At 64.9% G+C, this 19103-nt stretch carries 17 protein-coding genes; 9 read left to right on the top strand and 8 right to left on the bottom strand.

Going from position 1 to position 19103, the window contains the following annotated elements; translation table 11 throughout:
• From ABT23_RS00610 to ABT23_RS00600, 3 genes are all read right to left on the bottom strand, one after another.
• Positions 1 to 1136 (bottom strand): efflux RND transporter permease subunit (locus tag ABT23_RS00610; RefSeq protein ID WP_296629708.1); only part of this gene is annotated, 1136 nt, incomplete at its 3' end.
• Entirely contained in the window at positions 1133 to 2245 is a 1113-nt protein-coding gene (locus ABT23_RS00605; protein WP_296629706.1) for an efflux RND transporter periplasmic adaptor subunit, read from the bottom strand. The genes ABT23_RS00610 and ABT23_RS00605, both read right to left, overlap by 4 nt.
• Entirely contained in the window at positions 2242 to 3639 is a 1398-nt protein-coding gene (locus tag ABT23_RS00600) for a TolC family protein (protein WP_296629704.1), read from the bottom strand. Before ABT23_RS00600 ends, ABT23_RS00605 begins: the two co-directional genes overlap by 4 nt.
• A 253-nt stretch (positions 3640 to 3892) precedes the next feature.
• On the opposite strand from ABT23_RS00600, the gene ABT23_RS00595 reads away from it, so the two are divergent.
• On the top strand, positions 3893 to 5227 hold the full coding sequence (locus ABT23_RS00595) for an alkaline phosphatase PhoX (RefSeq protein WP_296629701.1): 1335 nt from the start codon (positions 3893 to 3895) through the stop codon (positions 5225 to 5227).
• An 89-nt stretch (positions 5228 to 5316) separates the two neighbouring features.
• Here the strand turns inward: ABT23_RS00595 and metE are convergent, their stop codons facing one another.
• Positions 5317 to 7620, bottom strand: a complete 2304-nt coding sequence (gene metE / locus ABT23_RS00590) for a 5-methyltetrahydropteroyltriglutamate--homocysteine S-methyltransferase (protein ID WP_296629699.1) — start codon at positions 7618 to 7620, stop codon at positions 5317 to 5319.
• 80 nt (positions 7621 to 7700) lie between these two features.
• On the opposite strand from metE, the gene ABT23_RS00585 reads away from it, so the two are divergent.
• The 6 genes from ABT23_RS00585 to modC all read left to right on the top strand — a co-directional run bounded on the left by ABT23_RS00585 (position 7701) and on the right by modC (position 11840).
• Positions 7701 to 8636, top strand: a complete 936-nt coding sequence (locus tag ABT23_RS00585; RefSeq protein WP_296629698.1) for a LysR family transcriptional regulator — start codon at positions 7701 to 7703, stop codon at positions 8634 to 8636.
• A complete protein-coding gene (locus ABT23_RS00580) occupies positions 8633 to 8980 on the top strand; it encodes a winged helix-turn-helix domain-containing protein (protein WP_296629696.1) in 348 nt (115 codons plus the stop codon). Before ABT23_RS00585 ends, ABT23_RS00580 begins: the two co-directional genes overlap by 4 nt.
• 15 nt (positions 8981 to 8995) lie before the next feature.
• Complete coding sequence (locus ABT23_RS00575) at positions 8996 to 9250, top strand: hypothetical protein (protein WP_296629695.1); 255 nt, start codon at positions 8996 to 8998, stop codon at positions 9248 to 9250.
• Between the two features lie 89 nt (positions 9251 to 9339).
• Positions 9340 to 10092, top strand: coding sequence for a molybdate ABC transporter substrate-binding protein (gene modA / locus ABT23_RS00570; protein WP_296629692.1), 753 nt, complete (start codon positions 9340 to 9342; stop codon positions 10090 to 10092).
• A 3-nt stretch (positions 10093 to 10095) separates the two neighbouring features.
• Positions 10096 to 10779 carry a molybdate ABC transporter permease subunit gene (modB, locus tag ABT23_RS00565; protein ID WP_296629690.1) on the top strand — a complete coding sequence of 228 codons (684 nt, stop codon included), beginning with the start codon at positions 10096 to 10098 and terminating at the stop codon, positions 10777 to 10779.
• On the top strand, positions 10776 to 11840 hold the full coding sequence (gene modC / locus ABT23_RS00560; protein WP_296629689.1) for a molybdenum ABC transporter ATP-binding protein: 1065 nt from the start codon (positions 10776 to 10778) through the stop codon (positions 11838 to 11840). The genes modB and modC overlap by 4 nt, the downstream gene beginning before the upstream one ends.
• Before the next feature lie 14 nt (positions 11841 to 11854).
• Here modC and ABT23_RS00555 read toward each other — a convergent pair whose 3' ends face one another.
• The 3 genes from ABT23_RS00555 to ABT23_RS00545 all read right to left on the bottom strand — a co-directional run bounded on the left by ABT23_RS00555 (position 11855) and on the right by ABT23_RS00545 (position 14985).
• Entirely contained in the window at positions 11855 to 12217 is a 363-nt protein-coding gene (locus ABT23_RS00555; RefSeq protein ID WP_296629687.1) for a DUF202 domain-containing protein, read from the bottom strand.
• Between the two features lie 2 nt (positions 12218 to 12219).
• Positions 12220 to 13125: a LysR substrate-binding domain-containing protein gene (locus tag ABT23_RS00550; RefSeq protein WP_296629686.1), complete on the bottom strand. Its 906-nt coding sequence runs from the start codon at positions 13123 to 13125 to the stop codon at positions 12220 to 12222.
• A gap of 135 nt (positions 13126 to 13260) precedes the next feature.
• Complete coding sequence (locus ABT23_RS00545) at positions 13261 to 14985, bottom strand: chloride channel protein (RefSeq protein ID WP_296629684.1); 1725 nt, start codon at positions 14983 to 14985, stop codon at positions 13261 to 13263.
• A 412-nt stretch (positions 14986 to 15397) separates the two neighbouring features.
• Between ABT23_RS00545 and katG the strand changes: the two genes are divergently transcribed.
• Together katG and ABT23_RS00535 are read left to right on the top strand one after the other, a co-directional pair.
• Positions 15398 to 17569: a catalase/peroxidase HPI gene (katG, locus tag ABT23_RS00540; protein WP_296629682.1), complete on the top strand. Its 2172-nt coding sequence runs from the start codon at positions 15398 to 15400 to the stop codon at positions 17567 to 17569.
• Between the two features lie 138 nt (positions 17570 to 17707).
• A complete protein-coding gene (locus tag ABT23_RS00535) occupies positions 17708 to 18274 on the top strand; it encodes a ferritin-like domain-containing protein (protein ID WP_296629681.1) in 567 nt (188 codons plus the stop codon).
• Between the two features lie 14 nt (positions 18275 to 18288).
• On the opposite strand, the gene ABT23_RS00530 is transcribed toward ABT23_RS00535, so the two are convergent.
• Complete coding sequence (locus ABT23_RS00530; protein WP_296629679.1) at positions 18289 to 19089, bottom strand: HPP family protein; 801 nt, start codon at positions 19087 to 19089, stop codon at positions 18289 to 18291.
• Positions 19090 to 19103 lie beyond the last annotated feature (14 nt).

The following is a 19103-nucleotide window of genomic DNA, read 5'->3' as shown; positions in this document are numbered from 1 at the left end:
AGCAGATGCATGAAGGCGAAGGTGCCCAGCAGCGAACTGGGCAGCACCAGCGCGGCGATCAGCGTGGCGCGGACATTGTGCAGGAAGGCGAAGATGACGAGGATCACCAGTCCCAATGCGAGCAGCAGCGTGAAATTCACCTCGTGCAGCGAATCCTTGACGAAGCGCGAGCGATCGAAATGCACCTGCAGGCGAACGCCGTCGGGCAGTTCCGCCTCGATCTGCGGCAGCATCGCGCGAATGCGGTCGGCGACCGCGACCGTGTTCGCCCCCGGCTGGCGCTGCACTGCCAGTACGATGGCGCGCGTGCCGTTGTACCAGGTCTTGCGCTTGTCGTCCTCGACGCCATCCTCGGCCCGGCCGAGGTCTTTCACCCGCAGCGCTGTACCGTCGTGATAGGCGACGATGATGTCGCCGAAGTCCGCGGCATTGGCCAGCGCCACCGGCGCCTTCACCGTATAGGCGCGACTGGCGCCGTCGAGCGTGCCGGACGGCAGGTTGGCGTTGGCATTCTGTACTGCCTGGATCACGTCGGCAAAAGTCAGTCCGCGCTGCTGCAGCTTGGCGGGGTCGAGATAGAGGCGCAGCGCATATTTCTGCGAGCCGAACACCAGCACCTGCGCCACGCCGGACAGGCTGGACAGCTTTTGCGCCACGCGCGAATCGGCGATGGCGTCGAGTTCGGTCAAAGGCAGGCGCTCGGCCGACAGGGCCAGATACATGATGGGCGAATCAGCCGGGTTGATCTTCCTCAGCTGGGGCGGGTCCATACCCTGCGGCAGGTTGCGCGCCGCCTGCGCGATCGCGGTCTGCACGTCCTGCGCGGCGGCATCGATGTCGCGCCCGAGTTCGAACTGCAGCGTGATGCTGGTCGAGCCCTGGCCCGATTGCGAGCTCATCGACTCGATCCCCGCCACGGTCGCCAATTGCCGTTCCAGCGGCGTCGCCACGGTGTTGGCCATGGTCTCGGGGTTGGCGCCGGGCAGCGACGCAGTGATGCGCAGCGTCGGGAAATCCACCTGCGGCAGGTCGTTCACCGGCAGCTGCTTGTAGGCAAGCGCGCCGAACAGCGCCATCGCCAGCACCAGCATCAGCGTGGCGACCGGGCGCTCGATGAAGAGCCGCGACAGATTCATCGATGCGTGCCTTCGAGCTTGACCTTGCTGCCTGCCTTGAGGCGTTGCGGAATCTCGATCAGAACCGGCTCGCCGGCGCGCAGTTCGCCTTCGACCACCTCCTCGCCGTCGAGGCTGCGCGTCACGTTCACCGCCTGCACGACGGCCTTGCCGCCGCGCACCACATACACATACGAGCCGACTTGCGCGTGCTGCAGCGCGGCCTCAGGCACCACCTTGGCGTTCGGCTCGACGCCCAGCAGCAGGCGCACCCGCACGCCCTGCCCCGACAGCAGCGCGGTCGGGGCCCCGGCCAGCCGCACCTTGATCGGGACTGCGCCCGTCGTGGCATCGATCTGCGAATCGACGAACACGAGCTCGCCCTCCGCCCGGACAGTACGATCCGTATCCCGGAACACCTCGGCCGTCACCTTGCCATGTGTACGTGCAGCCGCAAGCTCGGGCCAGTCCTGCTGCGATACGCTGGCCCGCACGTCGAGCGTGCCCGGCGCCAGTATCGTCGTGAGCGGCGTTCCGCCCGCCTGCACCAGCGTGCCGGGGCGTACGGCAATGCGCCCGACGCGTCCGTCGATCGGCGCGCGAATCTGTCCGTACGCCACGTCCAGCTGCGCCGCCTCCAGCTCGGCGCGCGCGGTACCTGCGCGCGCACGGGCGGATTCCAGTGCCAGTTGCGCGTCGGCGAACTCCTGGCGGCTGATATAGCCCGACTTCATCAGTGGACTGAGGCGATCGAGTTTCTGGACGGCATCGGCCGTTTCGGCGCGGGCGCCGGCCAGCGTGGCCTGGCTTTGCGCAATGCGTGCCTGCGCGGGACGGCTATCCAGGCTGAACAGGACCTGCCCCGCCCGCACGGCGTCGCCTTCCTGCACATGCTGGCGCAGCACCGTGCCGCCGGTCTGGGCGACGATGGCGACCTGCTGCGCCGCCTCCAGCGTGCCGGGCAGATCGATCACCCGCGGGAAGTCGCGCACCGCCACCGGGACCGTCCTGACGCTGAGCGCGCGATCGCCGCCGCCCTTCTTGTCGCCGGATGCGGAATGCTGAATGCGATAGGCCACACCGGCCATCAATCCGAGTACGACAACGACCAACAGGATGCGCATTTTCATGGCAGGCTCGCAGGAGAGGTGGCGGGCAGGCGGCCCAAGGCATGATTCAAACGGGAAAAGGCCGCCAGCCAATCGCTATCGGCCTGCGCCTGCGCCTGGCGCGCGCGCGCCAGGTCAGCCTGGGCGGTCAGCCATTCGAGCAGGCTGCCGACGCCGGTCTTGTAGCGCGCCTCGGCCGCCTGGGCCGATTCGCTGGCACTGTCGAACTGCGCCCCCACGCCTTCGCGCTGGGCTTGGGCCTGACGGACATCGTAATAGGCATCGGCCACCGCCAGCGCAACCTGGCTGCGCTGCGCCTCGGCATCGGCCTGCAGGCGCTCGGCATCGCGCGCGGCAGCGCGCGCCTGCGCGGCCAGCCGCCCGCCGTCGAACAGCGGCATCGTCACATTCACGCCGACGCTGTAGGTCGTCGACGGCGAGCGATCGCTGTCCAGAAACAGCGTGCGCCCGGTGTTGGCTGCCAGCGACAGGCTCGGCCAGCGGGCCGCGCGTGCACGCTCGGCCTCGAAGCGTGCGCTGGTCGCGGCAGCCTGCAGGGCTCGCAGGTCGGGGCGATTGCGCTGGGCCTCCTGCAACAGGTCGGCCAGCAGGGTCGTGGCAGCCAGGGGATCCGGCGGCACGGCCTGCCAATCCAGTTCCAGCGTTTGCGTCTGGGCGATGCCCGCGGCCTGTTTCAACGCGGCTTCCGCCTTGGCCCGGTCACGCTCCGCCGCCTGGCGTGCCAGCTCGGCCTCGACCAGCGCAGCCCGCGCACGCAGCTGGTCAGCACGCGACGCCAGCCCGCCCCGCAGCCTGGCGTCGACCGCGTCGAGGCTGGCGCGCAGGGCGGTTTCCTGCTGGATCTGGGCGGTGACCTGCGCACGCGCGGCCAGCAAGGCAAAATAAGCGGCCTCCACTTCGGCGACGGTATCCTGCAGGGTGCGGTTGCCGGTCAGCAGACTGGCCATGAGCTGATAGCGCTGGGCATCGATGCTGGCGGCGCGTGCGCCGAAGTCGACCAGCACATAGGCCAGGCTGAGGCTGGGGCCATAGCGATTGAGCGTGGGGACGGTCGCGCCCGAACTGGACAACGCCCGGCTCTGGGTGAAACTCAATTGCCCTGTGAGCGTGGGCCAATTGGCTGCGGTGGCGGCATCCAGCCGCGCCGCCTCGGCCTGGATGCCGAGCCAAGCCGCACGTGTCTCCGCCCGTTCGCGCAGCGCATGGTCGGTCAGGGCGGCCAGGCTGGCAAAGCGCACGACACCCGTCGGCGTCACAGCCGGAACGGGCAAGCCATCCGGCTGCTGCCAGAAGGTTCCGGGGCGCCCGGGCAGATCGAACGCTGCCGCACCTGCCCATGCCGGGCACAGCGCGAGCGGCACGCATAACAGGAAGCGATGCAGGATGGTGTTCAAAGTGAGGGGATTCTAAACGACTCCACCAAACGACAGGGGGCGCATAAGCGAGTTCCACCCTGCGCCCGGTAGAAAATCCGGATTCCACCTGCAGCATGATGCGAATGCAATACGCATGACATATCGCCTCGTTAGGATGCCCTGCGTACTGATTCGATCGGCTCTCGGCATGCAGCGCCTCATCAGCCTGCTTCCGTAGTCGATCCGTACCAGTCATCAGTACACACTCCATTTACGATCAAGGGAACGCCATATGACACTCAAGAAACTCTCGCTCGCCATCGGCCTGGTTCTGGCCGGTTCGTCAGCCTTCGCCGGCAGCACGTCGTTCGACCGCTTCGTGCCCATGACCGGCGACGTCGGCGCCGGCACGCTGCCCGAGTCCGCCCCCTACAAGCTGGCCTCGCCGCATTTCAGCCAGATGACCATCGTGGCCCGCGACCCCGCCCAGGCCACCCGCTTCGACAGTGGTAACTACGACATGCACACCGTGAACGAGAATGGCCCCGAAGCCGGCCGTTTCCTGTTCACCGTGTTCGAAACCGGCCAGGCCGGTATCCAGCGCACCGATCTGCGCACCATGCAGACCGAAACCATCTGGCACAGCCCCTCCGCCGCACCCGCACTGGACAGCCACGTGTCCTTCGACGCCTCCCGCTGGACCCCTTGGGGGACCTTCATCACCGCCGAAGAGTCGTGGAGCGATCCGGCCGGCCCGACCAGCAAGTACGGCCGCCTGTTCGAAGTGGTCAATCCGCTGGCCGCACCCGCCGACATCGTGATCAAGCACCGCGACATCCTGCCGCGCGTGTCGCACGAAGGTCTGGCGTTCGACCAGAAGAACAACCTGTACTTCATCGACGAACGCGACAATAGCCACATCTTCAAGTTCACCTCGGCCAACCCGCAGGCCGACAACGGCGACGACTTCTTCGCCGCCGGCCAGACCTTCGTGCTGCGCGTGGGCGACGGCACGGTCAAGGAAGCCACCGGTGCCGCCACCTGGATTCCGCTGACCGACAACAACGGCGTCGCCCTGCCCGGTGCCGTGGTCGTCACCGACCCCAACGGCCTGACCGCGATCGACGGCCGCGCCACGCCGAAGCTGCCAGCCTTCCTGGGTACCAAGTTCGACCGTCCGGAAGACCTGGAGATCAAGACGCTGAAGAACGGCAAGCAGCAGCTGTATGTGGCGACCACCACCAACCACAAGGTGTTCTCGATCGACCTGCGCAGCAACACGGTCAAGCTGTTCGCCAGCCGCGCCACGCTGGACATGGCCACCAGGCAGCCGGCCGGTAGCGCCTTCACCAACCCGGACAACCTGATCGAGGACATCTGGTTTGCCAAGGACGAGAACGACGACGGTGTCGCCGAAGCCATCGGCAAGTGGGCCAGCCTGTCGACCAAGGGTGCGGAAAGCACCGGCCTGTACTTCGACAAGTTCAAGCCGAATGTCGCCTACGTCAACGTGCAGCATCCCGACAGCGGCGTCGATCGCACCATCATGATCAGCACGCCGTGCCCGCAGGCGAAGTATGGTCACGATGACGATCATGGCCGCGACCGCGATCACGACCGGGATTGAATGAGTCGGCGCTGAGCCGACCTTCGATTCGCCGTCAGCAGCTTGACGGCATCAAGCGCCCTGCCAGTTTACGCTGGCAGGGCGTTTTTTTATGCAGACAAACCGCTGCACCCGCTATTGGATTGCGGACGGCACCGCTCCCGCATGGTGCGGGCCGCCGCCACCATGTTGGCGAGCGCCACCTCGGTCTCCCCCCAGCCGCGCGTTTTCAGTCCGCAGTCGGGGTTGACCCAGAGCCTGTCGGGCGCAATCACCTGGGCTGCCTTCTCCAGCAGGCGCGTCATGTCAGCCGCATCGGGAATGCGCGGGCTGTGGATGTCATACACGCCGGGGCCGATTTCGTTCGGGTAGCTGAACTCGCCGAAGCCACGCAGCAACTCCATGTCCGAGCGGCTGGTCTCGATGGTGATGACGTCGGCATCCATGGCCGCAATCGCAGGCAGGATATCGTTGAACTCCGAGTAGCACATGTGGGTGTGGATTTGCGTCGCATCGCTCACACCCGACGCACTGGTGCGGAACGCCCGGCTCGCCCACTCGAGATACGCGGCCCAATCCGCTTTTCTCAATGGCAGGCCTTCGCGGTAGGCCGGTTCATCAATCTGGATGATGCCAATGCCGGCCGTTTCAAGGTCGGCCACTTCGTCGCGGATCGCCAGCGCGATCTGCAGGGCGGTGGTTGCGCGCGGTTGGTCGTCGCGCACGAACGACCATTGCAGCATCGTCACCGGGCCGGTCAGCATACCCTTCACCGGTTTCAGGGTCAGCGACTGCGCATGGCGCGCCCAGGCCACCGTCATCGGCTGTGGACGCGACACGTCGCCATAAATGATCGGCGGCTTGACGCAGCGGCTGCCGTAGGACTGCACCCAACCGTTCTGCGAGAATGCAAAACCGGCCAGTTGCTCGCCGAAATATTCGACCATGTCGTTGCGTTCGGCTTCGCCGTGCACCAGGACGTCAAGCCCCAGCGCTTCCTGTTTCTCGATGGCATGCCCGATCTCGTCCTGCATGGCAGCGGTGTAGTCGGCCTCGCCGAGCGCACCTGCCTTGAAGCGCGCGCGCGCGCGACGGATCTCCGGCGTCTGCGGGAACGAGCCGATGGTCGTGGTAGGAAAATCCGGCAATTTGAAACGCGCACGCTGAATGGACTGGCGAACCGCGAACGGGCTGTTGCGCACGTCGTGGACGGGCGTCAGGGCGGCCAGCCGCGCAGCGACCGCCGCGTCATGCACGCGCGACGACGCCCGGCGGGACGCCAGTGCCCGGGTATTGGCGGACAGTTCCGCAGCCGCCGCCTGACGTCCCTCGTTGAACGCGATTTTGAGCGTGGACAAGGCCGCGATCTTGTCGTCGGCGAACGCCAGCCAGTTACGGAGCACCGCATCCATTGCGGTTTCGCCCGCCAGGCTCGCCGGCACATGCAACAGCGAACACGAGGGCGCCAACCACAGCCGGTCGGCCAAGCGCGCATGCAGGCCCTCGAAGCGATCGAACACGGCGTTCAGGTCGGTCTTCCAGATATTGCGGCCATCGATCACGCCGACCGACAGCACCTTGGTGGCAGGCAGCCAGTCGATCACCTGGGCAAGCTCGCCGCCGCCGCGTACGCAATCCACATGCACCCCCGCCACCGGCAACTTCAGTGCCACCAGCAGGTTCTCGCGCAACGGTCCGAAATAGCTGGCGAGCAGGAGCTTGACGCCCGCGCTGTTGAGGGCGTGATAGGCGCGCTCGAAAGCCGACCGCCACTCGGCTGGCAGGTCGAGCGCAAGGGCAGGCTCGTCGATCTGCACCCATTCGACCCCCTGTGCCTTCAGGCGCGCCAGAATCTGTGCATAGACCGGCAGCAGCCGGTCGAGCAGGTCGAGGCGATTGAAGCCCGCCGCTTTTTCCTTGCCCAGCCACAGGAAAGTCAGGGGACCGATCAGCACCGGCTTGGCCTCGAACCCGGCCGTCTGCGCCTCGGTCACCTCGTCGAACAGCCATCCGGGATCGAGCGCGAAATGCGTGTCCGGTTTGAACTCGGGGACCAGATAGTGATAGTTGGTATCGAACCACTTGGTCATCTCCATCGCATGGCACGCGGCATTGCCGCGCGCCAGCTGGAAATATTCCGACAGCGCGATCCGACTGCCGAAGCCGAAGCGTTCCGGCGCGCACCCGAGCAGCGCGACCTGGTTCAGCATCTGGTCGTAGAACGCGAAGTCACCCGTCGTCACGAAATCCAGCCCGGCCGCATGCTGCCGCCGCCAGTTCGCCTGACGGATGCCGCTGGCCACGGCCCTTAATGCAGCTTCGTCGATTTCACCGCGCCAGCAGGCTTCCTGCGCAAATTTCAGTTCGCGGTTCGGGCCGATCCGCGGAACGCCCAATACGTGTGTCCGTGCCATGTGCGTGCTCCCAAGAAATGATGGACGCCATGATGCCGATGCGAATACCATGAAACAAACGAATATTTCTCATTGATTAGATGAACATTACTCATATCGAGCTGCGGCACCTGCGGCTGCTGCAGGCCGTGACGGAAGCAGGCGGGCTGACTGCTGCCGCCGAACGCCTGCACCTTACGCAATCTGCGGTGTCGCACCAGTTGAAGGCGCTGGAAGATGCGCTGGGGTTGCCGCTGGTCGAACGTGCCACGCGCCCGCTTGGCCTCACCGCCGCCGGCCGCCGGTTGTTGACGCTGGCGCATGCCGCACTGCCCCAGGTGGATGCGGCGCTGCGCGACCTGGCCAAGCTGAAGGACGGCGACGCCGGCGAATTGCGCATCGCCGTGGAGTGCCACACCTGCTACGACTGGCTGATGCCCGCCATGGATAGTTACCGCGACGTCTGGCCCGGGGTGGAGCTCGACCTGTTGGGCGGTTTCCAGGCCGACCCGGTGGGTCTGCTGCTGGACGGGCGCGCCGATCTCGTCATCACGTCGGACACCGTGCCGCGAGCAGGCGTCGCATATGCGCCGCTGTTCGGCTTCGAGATGCTGGCGCTGTTGCCGCCGGATCATCCGCTCGCCGCAAAGAAATGGCTGCTGCCGGCCGACTTTGCCGGCCACACCCTGATCACCTATCCGGTGCCGGAAGATCGCCTCGACCTGATCCGCCGCGTGCTCGCGCCGGCTGGGATCAAACCGGCGCGGCGCGAAGCGCAATTGACGGTGGCCATCCTGCAGCTCGTCGCCAGCCGCCGCGGGCTCGCCGCGCTGCCGGCATGGGCGGTCGCGCCCTATCTCGAACGCGGCTACGTCGCCGCACGCCGCATCGGCAAGCACGGCCTGTGGGCCGAACTGCACGTCGCGGTGCGCGAGGCCGATGCGGCGCGCGCCTACGTCGCCGACTTCATCGAAACTGTGAAGCGCGACAGCTTCGCCCGCCTGCCGGGCATCCGGCCGGCTATCATCGCACCATGACGCCACGCCTCACCTTCCGTCTCATCCTCGGCGACGACATCGCGCTCGGACCCGGGAAAGTGCAGCTGCTCGAAGCCATTCGCGAAACCGGCTCCATCGCCGCGGCCGGCCGTGCCATGGGGATGAGCTACAAACGCGCCTGGCATCTGGTCGACACCATGAACCGCTGTTTCGCCCATCCGCTCGTGGAAGCCAGCAAGGGCGGCGCGCACGGAGGCGGGGCGCAGCTTACGCCGCTGGCCGATGACGTGATCGTCCTGTACCGCCACCTGGAAACCCGCGCCCGCAAGGCCACCGAGGCGGACATGGCCAAACTCGCCCGGCATCTGCGCACGGACGGCTAAGTCGGCGGCACGCCCATGCTGACACTCGACAAACTCAATATCTATCGACGCTTCGATGGCGACCTGGACGGCTGGGTACGAACCGCGAACGGCCACGACGCCTCGGGCATCACGGACGACGACTGGCATCTGATCGAAGCCCTTCGGCAAGCACTTGACCTGATCGCCGCAGGCCAGGCGTCGCAAGTGTTCACGGCCTCGTTCGAATCGCGCCTCCGCGACACGACAGCAGACGAAGCCACGCGACAGGCGCTGCGCGCGTTGCGGTAAGCCTCGCCGGAAATGCATCGCTTGTTCTCTCCCCATTCGATATGACATACTGGATATATCGAAACGTGCATCTTACCCAGGGGACCTTCATGACACGCGTATTCAAGAAACTGGCATCCGTCCTTGTGTTGTCCGCATTCGCCAGCCTGCCCGCCGCAGCAGACACGGCGCATATTGCCGTTGCCGCCAATTTCGCCATGCCGATGAAGGTGCTGGCCGCCCGGTTCGAACAGGCGACCGGCCACACGCTCACCCTGTCGTCCGGTTCGACCGGCAAGTTCTACGCACAAATCAAGAACGGCGCCCCGTTCGACGTATTGCTGGCCGCCGACGACGACACGCCGGCGCGGCTGCAACGCGAAGGCGATGCCGTCGCCACCCGCAACTACGCCATCGGCAAGCTCGCCCTATGGAGCGCCAACGCCAACCTGATCGATGGCACCGATGCCGTGTTGAAGCAGAACCGTTTCGGCAGGCTTGCCGTCGCCAACCCGAAGCTCGCGCCTTACGGCGCCGCCGCAAAGGAGGCCCTGGGCAAACTCGGACTCTTCGATGCGGTCGCAGGCAAACTCGTGGTGGGCGAGAACATCGGCCAAACCTATCAGTTTGCCGCCAGCGGCAATGCCGACCTCGGCTTTGTGGCCCTGTCCCAGATCATGCAGGACGGCAAGCTGACTCAGGGCTCGATGTGGCTCGTCCCCAGCCAGCTGTATTCGCCGATCCGTCAGGATGCTGCCCTGCTGAAGCATGGTGCCGACAATGCGGCTGCGCGTGCGCTGCTTGATTTCCTGGGAACGCCGGGCGCGCAGGCTATCATCCGCAGTTATGGCTACGACCTGTAATTCATGTCCCTGACCGAGGCCGATACGTCAGCCATCCTGCTGACGCTGAAGCTGGCCGCGATCACGACTGCGCTGCTGATGCTGATCGCCACGCCGCTGGCCTGGTGGCTGACCCACACCCACGCGCGCCTGCGCGCGGCCGTCACCGCGCTGGTGTCGCTGCCGCTGGTATTGCCGCCGACCGTGCTGGGGTTTTATCTGCTGGTACTGCTGGGACCGAAAGGCGCAGTCGGACACGTGATGCAGCAACTCGGTTTGTCGACCCTGCCGTTCACGTTTGCCGGGCTGGTAGTCGGATCGGTGGTGTTCTCGCTGCCCTTCGCGGTACAACCGATCGCCAATGCGTTTGCAGCCATCGGCACGCGCCCGCTCGAAGTGGCCGCCACCTTGCGCGCCTCGCCATGGGACCGCTTCGCCAGCGTGGCCATTCCGCTCGCCCGGCCCGGCTTCATCACCGCCGCCGTGCTCGCATTCGCCCACACCGTGGGCGAGTTCGGCGTGGTGCTGATGCTGGGCGGCAATATTCCGGACCAGACGCGAGTCCTGTCAGTAGCGATCTACGACCATGTCGAGGCGCTCGAGTACGCCGACGCGCACCTGCTGTCGGCCGGGCTGGTCGCGTTTTCCTTCCTCGTGCTGCTGATGCTGGGCCGCTACAGCGGGCATTGGCAGCGGACCCCGACATGAGCCGGATCGAGGGGCGGTTCCGCGTCACGCTCGGCGAATTTTCGCTCGATGCGGATTTCAGCGTACCGTCGCACGGCGTCACCGCCCTGTTCGGCCAGTCCGGTTCGGGCAAGACGACGCTGCTACGGCTGATCGCAGGGCTCGCGCGTGCGCCCGGACGGCTCGTCGTCGACGGCGAGGTCTGGCAGGACGACTCGGTCTTCGTTCCCACCCATCGCCGCGCGCTCGGCTATGTCTTCCAGGAGGCCAGCCTGTTTCCGCACCTGTCGGTACGCGCCAACCTGGAATATGGCTGGAAGCGCGTGCCGTCCGGAGAACGCACCATCCAGTGGGATGAAGTGGTTGACTGGCTGGAACTGGCGCCACTGATCGCGTTGCAGCCGCATCAGCTATCGGGCGGCCAGCGCCAGCGCGTGGCGATCGGCCGGGCACTGCTGTCGTGCCCGCGGTTGCTGCTGATGGACGAACCGATGGCCGCGCTCGACACAGGCGCACGCGCCGACATCCTGCCCTACCTGGAACGGCTGCACCATGCACTCGAACTACCCCTGCTCTACGTCAGCCATGCACTCGACGAAGTGACGCGCCTGGCCGATCACCTGCTGCTGATCGAGGCCGGCCGCCTCGTCTACCAAGGCCCCCTGACAGAGGGCCTGACCCGGCTCGACCTGCCGCTGGCACACCGCGACATCGCCGCCACCATCGTCGATGCCATCGTGATCGCACACGACCGGGCGCTCCAGCTCACCCACGTCGCCCGCGGCCCCGTCGTGCTGGAATTACCTGGCCTGCACGGTTCGCCCGGCGCATCGCTCCGGGTACGCGTCGCCGCACGCGACGTCAGCCTGACGCTGGCCATGCCGCAGCAGACCAGCATTCTGAACCTGCTGCCGGCCCGGGTCATCGAGCTGGCCGACGATGCGCCGGGACAGGTCCTGGTGCGGCTGGCGCTGGACGACACAGTGCTGCTCGCGCGCATCACCCGGAAATCGGCACTGCTGCTGGAACTCCGGCCTGGCACGCCAGTGGTGGCCCAGGTGAAAAGCGTGGCCGTGGCCTGAGGAAGACAGCGTCCTTACAGTTCGGAAAACAGGTACGCCAACAGCGCGAAACCGAGCACCACGACCGACAGATTCATCGCGATCCCACCCCAGGTGCAATAGCGCTCGGGAATCTCGATCGGCTTCAGGGTGCGCAGCACACGCTTGAACTGCACGATGGAAAAACCGATCACGACCAATGCCAAACAGATGAAGGCAATGCCGATCCAGAACGACAGGTCCCGTCCCACATGGCCGGTCTGGCGCAACACATGCAGAAACAGGCCGAAGCGTTCGAGCACGAAGCCGAAGGCCATCAGGGTCAGGCCGGTACGGTTCCACGCCATCAGCGTGCGTTCGGCGGCGAAAAAGACGCGCGGGTCGTTGAGATCGGACATGCTCAGACAGGCTCCACTTCAGTTGGCAAAGTCGCTTTCAGCGTCGCCGCGAGGCGTTCGAATGTCTCGGGAAACGGCGCACGTTTGCGCCACACCAGGCCGATGGTTCGGCCAGGCGCGGGCTTCTTGAACGGACGTATTTCGACCGCCTTTTTATTGGCACGCGGCGCGGCGTCCACCGACAGCGCCGGCATCAGCGTCAACCCCAATCCCATGGCCACCATCTGGCGCAGGGTTTCCAGGCTGGTCGCACGCACTTCCTCGCGCCCGCGCGAGCCGGTGCCGCAGACGTCGAGTGCCTGGTCGCGCAGGCAATGACCCTCGTCGAGCAACAGCAGCTTCTCGTTCATGATGTCCGACACCTTGAGGACATTCTGCTTGGCGAGCGCGTGACCGGCAGGCAGCGCGGCGAAAAACGGTTCGTAGAACAGCGGCTCGACACGCAGACTGTCGTCGGTCACAGGCAGGGCCAGCAGACCCGCATCCAGCCTGCCGTCCACCAGATGCTCCAGGATCTGCGGGGTCATCTCCTCGCGCAGCAGGAGGCGCAGCCCGGGATGCTTCCTGTGGACCAGCGTCAACGCGTGCGGCAGGTAATACGGTCCCAGGGTGGGAATGACACCGAGATGAAGCGTACGCGACATCGGATCCTGCGCGTGCTTGGCGAGTTCGCGGATACGTTCGGATTCTTCGACGATATTGCGCGCAGCCGCGAGGATTTCCCGGCCGATGGGAGTAGGCGTGACGCGCTTCAGACTGCGGTCGAACAGCGTCACGCCCAGGAAGTCCTCCAGCTTCTTGATCTGCGTCGACAGCGTCGACTGCGTGATGAAGCAGGCCTCGGCGGCGCGGCCGAAGTGGCCGTGATCGGCAAGGGCTACCAGGTATTTCAGCTCTTGAAGGGTCATGGAGGTTGCGCGCTTCCTCGGCTATCGCGAAAGCCGTATTAGACAACGGAAGCGAACGCGCATGGAACCGGCAGATTCCATTGTGCCTTGCCCGCTAAAACGCCGATCCCCGATGTGCCATCCAGCGGCGACCGTTCAGCGCATTCTCTCGCGCAAGGTTTCCTCTTCGATCAAGCTGCGGTTAGGCCCGAGCAGGTCGCGCAGCGACAAGGTCCCGATGAGATGCATGCTGCCCAGATCCTGGACCACAGGCAGGCATCCCATTTCGAGCTGGGCCATGCGCCCTGCGGCTGTGCGCGCGGTCGCCCCGGGCAGCAGCACATGTTCGGGCTGCAACGGAATGAGCACGTCAACGCAGCGGGCCGCTGAGCAGGCATGTTTGCGCAGCGTCGGATAATCGAGCATTCCCAGTACCCGTCCTTCGCCGATCACGGGATAAGTCCGATGCGGGTCATGTTCGTCGCCATAGTGCGCCAAGGCATCCGCCACCTTCATGGCACCGTCGATCGCGATGACGTCTGAGTTCATCAGATCGCTCACGTGCTGGCGTTCCAGCGGATCGACGCCATATTCGCGGAAGATGTGCAGGCCTCGGCGCGCGATCTTCTCGGTCATGATGGAGCGCTTCAGCGTCAGCGTGGTCAGGCCATAGGCCACGGCAGTCGTCAGCATCAAGGGCAACAATGCCTCGCTGTCGTGCGTCAGGCCGAAAGCAAAGACAATCGCGGTGAGCGGCGCGCCGAGCGTGCTGCCCAGCACACCCGCCATGCACACGAGCGCCCACAGGCTGGGAGAACCGCCCGGCAGATAAGGCGCCAGCAGGGTGCCCAGGCCGGCCCCCAGCATCAGCAACGGCGCGAGCACGCCTCCTGACGTCCCCGAACCGAGTGCGACGACCCAGATGATCGCCTTCACCGTCAACAGCGCGATCGCGGCAGCGACAAGTAGATGGCCATTGAGCAGGTCGCCGATGACATCGTAGCCCATGCCCAATGCACGCGGTTCGAGGTAGCCCCCGATGCCTACAAGCACGCCGCCGATAGCTGGCCACCACATCCAGTGCAGTGGCAGCTTATGGAAACCGTCTTCGACCCGGTAGAGCGCCAACGTCAGCAACGCAGCCAATACGCCACACATCAGTCCTGCGGCAACGCATGAGGCAAACGCAATCGTGGAAACCGGGTCGGTATGCAAGGGGAAAAGCGGCCCCGGCCCGAACACGAGGTTACGCAGAAAGCCGGCCACGGCACAGGCAAGCGCCACCGGCAACAAACTGCGCGGACGCAACTCGAACAGCAACAACTCGACGGCCAGAAGCAGCGCCGCGACAGGCGTGGCGAAGATTGCCGTCATGCCGGCACATGCGCCTGCGACCAGCAAGGTTTTGCGCTCGGCGGCGGTCAGGTGCAGGTACTGCGCCAGCAGCGAGCCCAGCGAACCGCCTGTCATGATGATGGGGCCTTCGGCGCCGAACGGGCCACCGCTGCCGATGGCAATGCCTGACGAGAGGGGTTTGAGCACCGCCACTCTCGCCGACATCCGGCTCTTGCCGAACAGGATGGTCTCCATGGCTTCGGGTATGCCATGACCCCGGATCTTTTCACTGCCGTAACGCGCCATCAATCCCACCAGCAGACCGCCTATCGCCGGCACTAGGATGACGCCCATTCCCAGCGTATGCCGGGCCGGCGAGACGTCGGCCCACGATAGGCGCTGGTAAAAAAACAGATTGGTAAAGAAGTGGATCAACGCGAGCAGTGCAGCGGCCGCAAACGTACTGGCAACGCCTATCAACAAGGCAACGCCGGACACCATCACGAGCCGGCGATCGACCGAATAATCCCGCTTGGCGTGTATCACATCTTTTTCCTGGACTTCATTGACTTCTGCCCTGAAGACGTCGATTGATTCGCGTGGATGCGGCTCCTCGTCAGCAAGCCACCGCAGGTATGCCGACCCGGGACGGGCCGGCAATTTCTAGACCGAATATATCACAACACGATATATATTCCGGTCGCCAGGGGCGGTCGCACGGCCGGCCGCCTATCGAACATGGATGGGTGCTCAATTAGGCATGGCCGGCGAAGTGCGGGCCCCATCCAGCCTCCCCGGAACCCGTGGCCTGAGCCCTTTCGGACCGATGGCCACAGCCCGCCAAGACATTCGTTTTTATCAATGAAACAAATTCAAACTATTCATGGGACAAATTCTCATTCGTGGTCTTAAATGCACTTACTCCGTTGTGGGGTCGTATCGTCGATAGGAGAGAGTCATGTCTGAGAGTAAATGTCCGTTCCACCACAAGGCCGGGAGCGGCACGTCGAACCGGGACTGGTGGCCGAATCAGCTGCGCCTCGAAATCCTGCACCAGCATTCCCCCCGATCCAATCCCATGGGCGAGGAATTCAACTACGCCGAGGCATTCAAGAGCCTCGACCTGGCGGCAGTGAAGAAGGATCTCCATGCCCTGATGACTGACTCGCAGGACTGGTGGCCGGCGGACTACGGACACTACGGGCCTTTCTTCATCCGTATGGCCTGGCATAGCGCCGGCACCTACCGCACCGGCGATGGCCGTGGCGGCGCGGGGCATGGCAACCAGCGTTTTGCGCCCCTCAACAGCTGGCCCGACAACGTCAATCTCGACAAGGCGCGCAGGTTGCTCTGGCCGATCAAGCAGAAGTACGGCAGGAAAATTTCCTGGGCCGACCTCATCATCCTCGCGGGCAACGTCGCCATGGAATCGATGGGGTTCAAGACCTTCGGTTTCGCCGGCGGGCGCGAGGACATCTGGGCACCGGAGATCGACGTCTACTGGGGCAATGAAGAGAAGTGGCTGGACGACAAACAGCGTTATTCCGGCGAACGGGATCTGGAGAATCCCCTTGCGGCCGTGCAGATGGGCCTGATCTACGTCAACCCGGAAGGCCCGGGTGGCAACCCGGACCCGGTTGCCTCGGGCCGCGACGTGCGTGAGACCTTCGCACGCATGGCGATGAACGACGAAGAAACGGTCGCCCTCACCTGCGGGGGGCACACCTTCGGCAAATGCCACGGTGCCGGCGATGCGGCGCTGGTCGGGCCCGAACCCGAGGCCGCCGGACTCGCCGAACAGGGACTGGGGTGGAAGAGTGCTTACCGCAGCGGCAAGGGGGGCGACCAGATCGGCAGCGGCCTGGAAGGCTCGTGGACGCCGACTCCGACCCAATGGGACATGAGCTATCTCGACATGTTGTTCGGCAACGAATGGGAACTGACCAAGAGCCCGGCCGGCGCGCATCAATGGACACCGAAACAGTCGACCGACAGCAACATGGCGCCCGCCGCCGCCGATGCGTCAAAGAAAGTGCCGATCATCATGACCGCAGCCGACATGGCGATGCGGATGGATCCGATCTACGAGCCGATCGCACGACGCTTCCACCAGGACCCGGAAGCCTTCGCCGACGCCTTCGCGCGCGCCTGGTTCAAGCTGACGCATCGTGACATGGGTCCGCGTTCGCGCTATCTCGGCCCCGAGGTACCCAACGAAGAACTGCTCTGGCAAGACCCCATCCCAGCTGTCGATCATCCCCTGATCGATGACCCGGACGCCACCACGCTCAAGATCCAGGTGCTGGCGTCCGGGCTGTCTGTCCCTGAACTGGTCTCGACTGCCTGGGCGTCGGCGTCGACGTTCCGCGGTTCGGACAAGCGCGGCGGCGCGAATGGCGCGCGCATTCGCCTCGCGCCGCAGAAGGACTGGGAAGCCAACCAGCCGGCACAGCTGGCAAAGGTGCTTGGAAAGCTCGAAGGGATCCAGCGTGCATTCCAGAGCGGTGGAAAAAAAGTCTCGATGGCGGATCTGATCGTGTTGGCAGGTTGCGCCGGCATCGAACAGGCCGCCAAGAATGCGGGGCACACGGTGACGGTACCGTTCACGCCGGGCCGCACGGACGCCACACAGGAACAGACCGATATCGAAGCCTTCGCCGTGCTCGAGCCGATCGCGGATGGCTTCCGCAACTACCAGAAGGCCCGGTACACCGTCTCGGCCGAGGAACTGCTGCTCGACAAGGCGCAATTGCTGACGCTCTCGGCGCCCGAGATGACGGTGCTGGTGGGTGGCATGCGCGTCATGAATGCCAACGTCGGACAATCCCCGCATGGCGTCTTCACCACGCGGCCAGGGACGCTCACCAATGACTTCTTCGTCAACCTGCTCGACATGGGCACGGAGTGGAAGGCTGTTTCGGAGGCCGAGGACACGTTCGAAGGGCGCGATCGCAAGACCGGCGAAAAGAAATGGACCGGCACCCGCGTCGATCTGGTGTTCGGCTCGAATTCCCAACTGCGGGCATTGGCCGAGACCTATGGAAGCTCGGACGCGCAGGAGAAGTTCGTCCGCGACTTTGTGGCGGCCTGGACCAAGGTGATGAATCTGGATCGCTTCGATCTCGGTTGATGCGCTGGGAGCGCGCGGTTGCCTGGTGCAACTCGGCCAGGCCCGCAGCAAGCAGGGTGCCCGCGCCGTGCAGTGCCGCGACGGACATCGGGACGCTACACCGGGACAATTTTTCAATCCATTCTCAAGGAGACGACCATGGCTAAAGCCAAAGCTGCATCGACAACCAAACAACATCCCTTTCTCACCGACATCAAGACCTTACGCGCCCGCGCCCGCAAACACATCGAGAACGGCGCCGTCACCGACGGCTACCGGGCCGACCGCGCCACGGTCGTCAAGCTGCTGAACGAGGCACTGGCCACCGAATTGGTGTGCATCCTGCGCTACAAGCGGCATTTCTTCATGGCCAGCGGCATCAACGCCGACGCGGTGGCACAGGAATTCCTGCAGCATGCCACCGAAGAACAGGGCCATGCCGACCTGATCGCCGCACGCATCGTGCAATTGAAAGGCGAGCCCAACTTCAATCCGGACGGGCTGGCGATGCGCTCGCATGCCGAATACGTCGAGGGCGACTCGCTCGTCGACATGATCAAGGAAGACCTGGTGGCCGAGCGTATCGCGATCGAGAGCTACGGCGAGATGATCCGCTACCTGGGCGACAAGGACGTCACCACGCGCCGCATGCTGGAAGACATCCTGGCGATGGAGGAGGAACACGCCGACGATCTGTCGAGCCTGCTGGAAGACCTCGGCCGCTAATCAGGCCCTGCGCGCTATCTCGCCGCTTCGGCGACCGGCTCGGGCGTCAGCCCTGCCGCTTCGGCAGCATGCTGGTGATGTCCCAGCGCCAGCGCGTAGATTTTCTGCAGATCCTCTTCGCTGACGTCGATGAAGGTATCGATCTGGCTCAATGCGTAAACCAGGTCGCTGTGCGGGATCATGCATTTTTCGTCTGCACCGGCAGCGTCCGCCGTAGGCTCGGATACCACCGCCATGCGCCACCACGCCTGCGGATAACGCCGCCAGGAAAACGGGAAATTGTAGGCCGCTGCCGCGAGCAGAATGATCACGGTATTGATCATGATGGGCATCACGACGAATCCGTAACCCAGCGCATGAACCGACCCGCCTCCCACGACGGCTGTGATGGCGGTGGCCCCACCGGGCGGATGGAGGCAGCGCAAGGGGTACATCAAGGCAATGGCCAATCCGACAGCCATCGACGCGGCCAGCATCGGGTCGTGGCCCAGCCACTGCTGGCTGGCGACGCCGGCCAGTGCCGACACAATATGGCCGCCGAATACCGACCAGGGCTGCGACATCCCGCCGTGGGGGGCGGCAAACAGCAGTACCGCGGAGGATCCCATCGAGCTTGCGACCAGAACGGCAACGTGATCGCCCACCAGGAGACTGCTGACCCACCATACCAACAGAATACCGAACAGTCCGCCAACACCCGATATCCAATGCTCGCGCTCCGAAACCGTATAACCGATCTTCAGGGCGTTCCAGCCCAGTACGAGGCCGGCCCATTTCCGGGCGACCCGCTGCGTGAACGTGTAGTCCGCTTTCATCGTTCGGGGTCTCC

The sequence above is a fragment of the Thiobacillus sp. SCN 63-57 genome (genome assembly GCF_001725555.1).
Taxonomy (GTDB): Bacteria; Pseudomonadota; Gammaproteobacteria; order Burkholderiales; family Thiobacillaceae; genus Thiobacillus.
The sequence above is the reverse complement of the archived record's forward strand: the minus strand, read 5'-3'. Positions and strand labels throughout refer to the sequence as shown.